The sequence below is a fragment of the Brasilonema sp. UFV-L1 genome (assembly GCF_012912105.1).
Classification (GTDB): Bacteria; Cyanobacteriota; Cyanobacteriia; order Cyanobacteriales; family Nostocaceae; genus Brasilonema.
In genome coordinates this window covers 1-7082 of sequence record NZ_QMEA01000225.1, presented here as the reverse complement: position 1 = coordinate 7082, position 7082 = coordinate 1, and the positions used below count along the sequence as shown (strand labels likewise).

Here is a 7082-nt window from a genome sequence, read left to right as displayed (position 1 = left end):
CGATAGGGTCAGCGTTGGGTAGTTCACTTATGCCAGCCGAAAACGATGGTGGACCAATTATTGGCTATATTGGTGTAGTTCCAGAACACCGGGGAAAAGGCTACGTCAATGATTTGCTACAGCAGGGAACTCTTATCCTTAAATCCAACGGTGCTGTACGCATCCGTAGCGACGCCGACACTGTGAATATACCAATGGTTCACGCCTTTCAACGTGCTGGATATAGACAGTTTGCTTCAAGACGAGAATACTGGTTATCAGTTACCAGTTAACAGTTATCAGTTATCACTGTGTACTGTTCATTGTTCACTGTGTACGCTCGTACGCCGGTAGGCATTCCCGTAGAGTTAAGCCAGTCGTATGGCTCAATAATTGGCACAGAATTGTTTCCTTGGTTAGAGGTAAAAAAGCTAATTATCCTTCTAATGTTAGCTTCTAGGTGACTTTAAAAAGAGAATCCAGCAAGTCCTGATTCAGGAGCGGAGCGCTTGAGTTGCTCCGAGTCCGCTTCTGCTGACTGACAGCTTCGTTCTTTTGTCAAATTGTCATGACTCTTTGGAAAGATTAACCATGAATAATGGCAACGGCTTAAAAAAACACAATGGCAAGCACGTTCCTCATTGGAAAAAGCACATTTGTCGTACAGAACACGCCGCTATCCAAGTGGAAGATGATCGCACGGGAATGGACGTGGAAACCCTCAAACGTGCTTTCTTTGATAACCTCTATTACATTCAGGCAAAAGATAGAAGTTGGGCTACAGCACACGACTACTATATGGCACTGGCGTATACTGTGCGGGATCGCCTGCTGCACCGTTGGCTGAAGACTGTCGAGCAAACCCACTTTAAAAAGGATGTCAAAGTCGTTTGCTACCTGTCTGCAGAATACCTTATCGGACGACAACTAGGTAAAAACTTGACAAATGTTGGGCTTTATGACCAAGCTCGTCAAGTGGTGCAAGAGTCAGGGTATGATTTGTATGACTTAATGGAACAGGAAGATGAACCAGGATTAGGCAACGGCGGTTTAGGACGACTAGCCGCTTGTTTTTTGGATTCCCTTTCAACGTTAGAAATTCCTGCTATTGGCTACGGTATCCGGTACGAATACGGCATTTTTCAGCAAGTGATTCGCGATGGTACTCAAGTGGAAGTTCCGGATCGCTGGCTACGTTTTGGTAATCCTTGGGAAATTCCTCGTCCTGATTATACTATGGAAGTCAAATTTGGTGGACACACCGAAGCTTTCACAGATGAACATGGACGCTACCAAGTGCGTTGGATTCCAGAAAGAACCGTCTTAGGGACACCATACGACATACCGATGGTCGGTTACAACTCCAACACTGTGAACACTCTGCGTTTGTGGAGTGCCAAAGCCAGTGATGAATTTAACTTGCAGATTTTCAACAGTGGAGACTTTGCCAATGCCGTTGCTGATAAAGTCTTCTCTGAAAATATTACCAAAGTTCTCTATCCCAACGACAATAACTATCAAGGTCGAGAACTTCGTTTACAGCAGCAATACTTCTTTGTTTCCTGTTCTCTGCAAGATATCATCCGCAACTTCCTGCAACACGATGATAACTTTGACAATTTCCCCAATAAATTTGCTCTCCAAATTAATGATACTCACCCTGCTATTGGTATAGCCGAACTCATGCGGCTATTGATAGACGAACACCAGCTAGGATGGGATAAAGCTTGGGACATCATCCAAAGAACTTTTGGTTTTACCAATCATACATTGCTGTCTGAAGCATTGGAACGTTGGTCTTTAAGCATTTTTGGCAGACTTCTACCTCGACACTTGGAAATTATTTTTGAGATTAACCAACGTTTTTTGGATGAGGTTCGTGCTAAGTATCCCGGTGATAATGAAAAAGTTGCTAGACTGTCACTTATTGAAGAAGGAGCAGACAAACGGGTGAGAATGGCTCATCTTGCTTGTGTGGGTTGTCATGCTATTAACGGTGTCGCAACATTACACACCAAACTACTGACACATGAGTTGTTCCGAGATTTCTACGAACTGTTTCCTGAAAAATTCAGCAACAAAAACAATGGAGTCACCCCTCGTCGTTGGATTTTGGTTGCCAACCCCAAACTCTCCTTTCTGATAACAAATAAAATCGGTAAGGGTTGGATTAAAAATTTGGAAGAACTCAAGCAATTAGAAGCATTTGTAGATGACAAGGAATTTCGTAATCAATGGCAAAAAATTAAGCAGGAGAATAAGCAGGACTTAGCAGAGTATATTCTGCAAACAAATGGTATTCATGTTGATGCTAATTCCTTGTTTGACATACAGGTGAAGCGACTGCACGAATACAAGCGCCAGCATTTGAATTTGCTGCACGTGATTACACTTTATAACCAAATCAAACAGAATCCTCATACGGAGATTGTCCCGCGAACTGTGATTTTTGCTGGTAAGGCTGCACCTGGTTATGCAATGGCAAAGTTGATTATTCAGTTGATCAACTCAGTAGCAGATGTGGTGAATAATGATCCGGATGTAGGCGATCGCCTGAAAGTTGTTTTCTTAGCAAACTACAATGTCGCGTTAGCACAACGCATCTATCCAGCGGCTGACCTTTCTGAGCAAATCTCGACTGCTGGTAAGGAAGCCTCTGGCACGAGCAACATGAAGTTTGCGATGAATGGGACATTGACGATTGGTACACTGGATGGGGCGAATATAGAAATTCGCGCTCGCGTCGGACATGAAAATTTCTTCCTGTTTGGACTGACAGCTGAGCAAGTTTCACAAATGAAAGCTCAAGGCTACCATCCGTGGGATTATTACAACAGTAATCCTCAACTCAAACAAGCGATTGATCAGATTGCATCCGGTGACTTCTCCAAAGGTGACAGGGATTTGTTTAAACCACTGGTAGAGTCTCTCAAAAACCGAGATGACTATTTACTCTTTGCTGATTACCAGTCGTACATTGAGTGTCAACAACAGGTGAGTGAGGCATATCGCAATCAAGACAACTGGTTGTTGATGTCAATTCTCAACACAGCGCGCGCTGGCTACTTTTCTTCAGATCGTACAATTCGCGAGTACGCTCGAGATATTTGGCACGTTCAGCCCGTACCTATTACTTTAGAAGATGATCAACAATATAATGCAGCCATAAATATCGCAGCACAACCAGCGCAGAGTTATTAATTTGTTATTCGTCATTCGTGATTTGTAATTATCAATGTAATTACAAATCACGAAGCTTAGCTTAAGATCTGATTTATCGAGCGTCTGGATTCAGGACTAATTAGAAACTGGTACATTTTTAAATGCCGCTGTATCTGGTACAAAGACATCTATGCTGTTAACGCCATCAGGAATCCTTAACCAGACATAAGCATCGGCGGAAGCTTTAGGACGCAAAGAAGATAAATCAACACTACCCGTTGAACGTTTGATGTCAACTCCTTTATAGGTTTCACTTGTATCTGGATTACGTGCTGTTGTATTGTAGATTCCAACAGATTCAGCAGGACTCATTCCATCCGTAGCAAGGCGACGAACACGCATTTGCAGATTCACGACATCACGGTTTCCTGTTTCTGGATCTTTAATCCGTTTTGCGGATAGTAACTCTACTTCTGCTTTGTTTCCAAAGGAAGGTTGTACAAATTCACCAGGTTTAATAGCTGTACCACTTGTGGTTGTTGATTGTGCTGTTGTGGCTGGAGAGGGAGATGCTTCTGATTGATTAGGCTTATTGTCAGGAGACGCTGTACTGTTTTCTGGACTAGAAGTTTTTTGAGCAGAAGTGGTGGCGGTATTATTACCAATATTAGCGACGTTGAACGTCTGTTGTCGGACGAAAACTTGGTAAGCCGTATAGCCACTGCATAATAAAGCCAAAGTTGAGAGTAAGACGGCCACACTAGATAGGAATGTACTCACACCGTAACCTCTATTTCTATCTCTACATGGACAAGTTTGTCAATCTTTCGATTTTGTCATGCCGTGAGTGCATTTAGTGAATCAGTTGCATACAAATGTGTAAAAATCTGGCTTAGGAACGCGAATTTAATAAAGTACAAACCTCACCCCCAACCCCTCTCCTTATAAAGGAGAGGGGAGACTTTAACGATAGTTAAAGGCGGGGTGAGGTTAAAGGACTGATTTGCATGTTATTTAATCCGCTATCCTTAAGTTACTTTCGCTGACACCCAGAATTTTGACTTCATCTGCTTGACGTAAAATTTTTCCGGCTTCTGATGCAGGTATGTTTGTATTTACGCTTAATCTGTAAAAATGATTGAAACGGGTTGGCGTTGTCCAAGATGGTAGAGATTCCTTGCGTCTAGTCACAAATATCTTCTGAAAATGAGTTGTCACCTTTCCTGTTTGAGAATCTCGTGAGGGAACAATGCAACGCTGACAAGGATTCACTCCTTCAAACAAGACTTCTCCTATTTTAAACTGAACATATTTATCTGCTTCACTAAATAACTGGTCTTCCCAAAACGGTGGAACTCCACCAATTTCTAGATTCGCTCGCAAACGGAGTCGCATTTCATCAACACTGACATCACCAAACCAGGAAGCAACTTCTTCTATTGTACCTGTGCTAATGACAGTGGGTCCTTTGGCATGAGTATCGTCTGGAAAACCAGTTATGGTGTTTTGCACAAACTTAACTCGAAAGCCAAAGTAATCACTCAACCAGGTTTCTAGCAAGGTTCGCTCATCACCAACATGAAAAATCGCTTTTTGGTCAGTTCCTTGAATATGTAGGGAGAGTGTTTTAGAATCAGCATCAAAGGCTGAGCGCAACAAATGAACTTTAGCGTTACGCTTTCCATTGACAAAATGACCTTGCTCATCAAATAAAGCAAACTCTCGGTCATACTCAAGTGCGCCACTCTCAAGGATTTTTGCTTGATTGACATCAATCTTGTCAAGAGATTTTATCGGGTAGATATAAATCGCTGCTAGGTAGGGTGACATGTGCGTATCATCCCGATGCTTTACATTGTTAATTGTATGTTATTTGTACAAGCTTCTGTACTCCCAAGGCTTCACAAACTTAGAATCACTCCAAACTCCTCGCCGACTGTTTTTCGCCTGAGTTTCAGCTTGTTCAATGATATCTTTGCTGGGACACTTGTTTAAATAAGGACGGTAAACAAGCGCTAACCCCTCTCGCACTAAAACTTCTTGGATAAAAGTCCCGTCGGGTAAACGGATTTCAGCAACTTTGCGTCCGTACCTATCACTATCGGTGATATTTAATTTCACGCGATCGCCTCCTTGTTTGACGAGTTGCTCTACTCGTTCTTGCGCTTTTGCTCCCCAATCAAATTGGTTACGAATCTGAGAACTTTTACTTTGCTTTTCCTTCCTGGAGTGGGGAATTTCTGGTGCATCCACACACGCAAAGCGTACATTTACCTTGTTTCCCTTCGCATCTTTCACTGCGAGAGTATCGCCATCACTGACTCGTTCTACTAAGTCACCAGAGGGAAAAATTCGGTCACAGCCTATCAAACCAAAAATGAGGGTAGCAGCACAAAGCCAAAGAAGCACCTGTTTAGTTTGTTTCACAATATATTTTATTTGAAATCACCATCAGCTAAAGCACATCTAGATTGGGTATTTTGCTGTAAAGTTTGTCAAAAGTCAAGAGTCAATCCCGACTTTTTCTGCTTAACTGAAGATAGAACTGTATTAAAAAAAATACCCCGATATTATCGGGGTCTGCAGTGCCTTCTTCTATGCAGCGTATACCAGTGTTGTATTGTATTTTGATTTGAATAAAGTAATTTCACACCACCCAAAAGTAGTAAAATCTTAATATGTGACTGGGTATACATATCTATTGTTAAGGCAATTAACACCTTACTCGTCAGCCAGAAACTCTTCTAAGTTTGGTACATTCACCCAAGATAATGTGTCATTAGATTCATGGGATAAATCCATCAATAACTGAGAGTAAACTCCTTCTCGCAAGGATGGAACTAATTGTTTGTTGCCTTCAATTCCTTGTACCCATTGATCTATAACTCTAATGAAGGCAGAAATACGACCATCGGAGTGATTTTTTGGAAATAATAATCGATTGGGAATTTCTATTTCGGTTAGTGCTTTACCTGGTTGAGAAGCTAAAACACGAAACCCATGTATGTAATCTTTTTGATTTTCACTTCCTAAGATTAAAGTCGCGCGATCGCCGTAAACTTCTATCCAATGAGTACGAGATGCATGCACTACAGCACTGATGGAAACTTGACAAGGTGTTCCATCCGCCAACTCTAACATTAGCATACAGGTGTCATCTGTTTCTACAGGTTTGACTTCTCCAGTGTTGGGATCTAGTCTTTGGGCGATCGCGGTGCTGAAATGAGCGTTTAATTTGCGTACAGGACCAAACAGCCAATGAATATAATCAAAAGTGTGAGATCCCAAAGATCCCAATGCACCGCCTCCTTGCTTTTTGCTAGAATACCAGTTCCAAGGACGTCCAGCATCAGAACGAGAAGAACCTAACCAGTCTATTTTGATGAAACGCTTTGAACCCACATAGCCATCTGACAAAAGTTCACTAAAGAATTGCCATCCTGGTACAAAACGAAATTCAAAGTCTACAGTTGCAATCACACCTGCTTTTTGTGCTAATTGGTAAAGTTCTTTGGCTTCGGCTGCATTTATCGTTGTGGGTTTTTCTATTAAAACGTGTTTCCCAGCTTCCAGCACTGCTTTTGCCATTTCATAATGCAAAAATGGCGGTGTGGAAATGCTTACTGCTTGAACTTCTTGTAGAGAGACGATATCTGCGATTGTGTTGCAAGCGTGGGGAATATTGTAGGATTCTGCGATAGATTTGGCTTTCTTTAAATCTTGGTTATACACAGCAACGACTTCTGTGTAAGGATGAGCTAGAAATCCAGGAATATGGACTTTCTGACCAAACCCCGTGCCAACAACAGCAACACCAATCACAGCTAACTGAATTCCTTTTTATATTTGGGTTACATTATCATAGCATTTCAAGGATTGCTGAATCGGTGAATTCAGAATGAACAAAGCTTCTAGATATTGGGGAGATGGGGGAAGTGGGG

At 41.9% G+C, this 7082-nt stretch carries 6 protein-coding genes; 2 read left to right on the top strand and 4 right to left on the bottom strand.

All coding sequences use genetic code 11. From position 1 onward, the window contains the following. On the top strand, positions 1-272 hold a 272-nt coding region (locus DP117_RS32895; protein WP_211176494.1), incomplete at its 5' end, for a GNAT family protein. A 298-nt stretch (positions 273-570) separates the two neighbouring features. Then, positions 571-3180, top strand: coding sequence for a glycogen/starch/alpha-glucan phosphorylase (locus tag DP117_RS32890; RefSeq protein ID WP_169222363.1), 2610 nt, complete (start codon positions 571-573; stop codon positions 3178-3180). 96 nt (positions 3181-3276) lie between these two features. Here the strand turns inward: DP117_RS32890 and DP117_RS32885 are convergent, their stop codons facing one another. The 4 genes from DP117_RS32885 to DP117_RS32870 form a co-directional block, all read right to left on the bottom strand. Beyond that, a complete protein-coding gene (locus tag DP117_RS32885; RefSeq protein ID WP_169222362.1) occupies positions 3277-3921 on the bottom strand; it encodes a hypothetical protein in 645 nt (214 codons plus the stop codon). Between the two features lie 234 nt (positions 3922-4155). Beyond that, on the bottom strand, positions 4156-4971 hold the full coding sequence (locus DP117_RS32880; protein WP_169222361.1) for an MOSC N-terminal beta barrel domain-containing protein: 816 nt from the start codon (positions 4969-4971) through the stop codon (positions 4156-4158). Between the two features lie 39 nt (positions 4972-5010). After that, positions 5011-5571 (bottom strand): thermonuclease family protein, encoded by a 561-nt coding sequence (locus DP117_RS32875; RefSeq protein WP_169222365.1) that lies wholly within the window; start codon positions 5569-5571, stop codon positions 5011-5013. A 291-nt stretch (positions 5572-5862) separates the two neighbouring features. Continuing rightward, positions 5863-6963, bottom strand: a complete 1101-nt coding sequence (locus DP117_RS32870) for a Gfo/Idh/MocA family oxidoreductase (RefSeq protein ID WP_169222360.1) — start codon at positions 6961-6963, stop codon at positions 5863-5865. Positions 6964-7082: the final 119 nt, after the last annotated feature.

Bases quoted from the DNA above. Each gene is read 5' to 3' on its own strand.
- DP117_RS32880 (WP_169222361.1), bottom strand. From the start codon at position 4,971: ATGTCACCCTACCTAGCAGCGATTTATATCTACCCGATAAAATCTCTT.
- DP117_RS32890 (WP_169222363.1), top strand. From the start codon at position 571: ATGAATAATGGCAACGGCTTAAAAAAACACAATGGCAAGCACGTTCCT.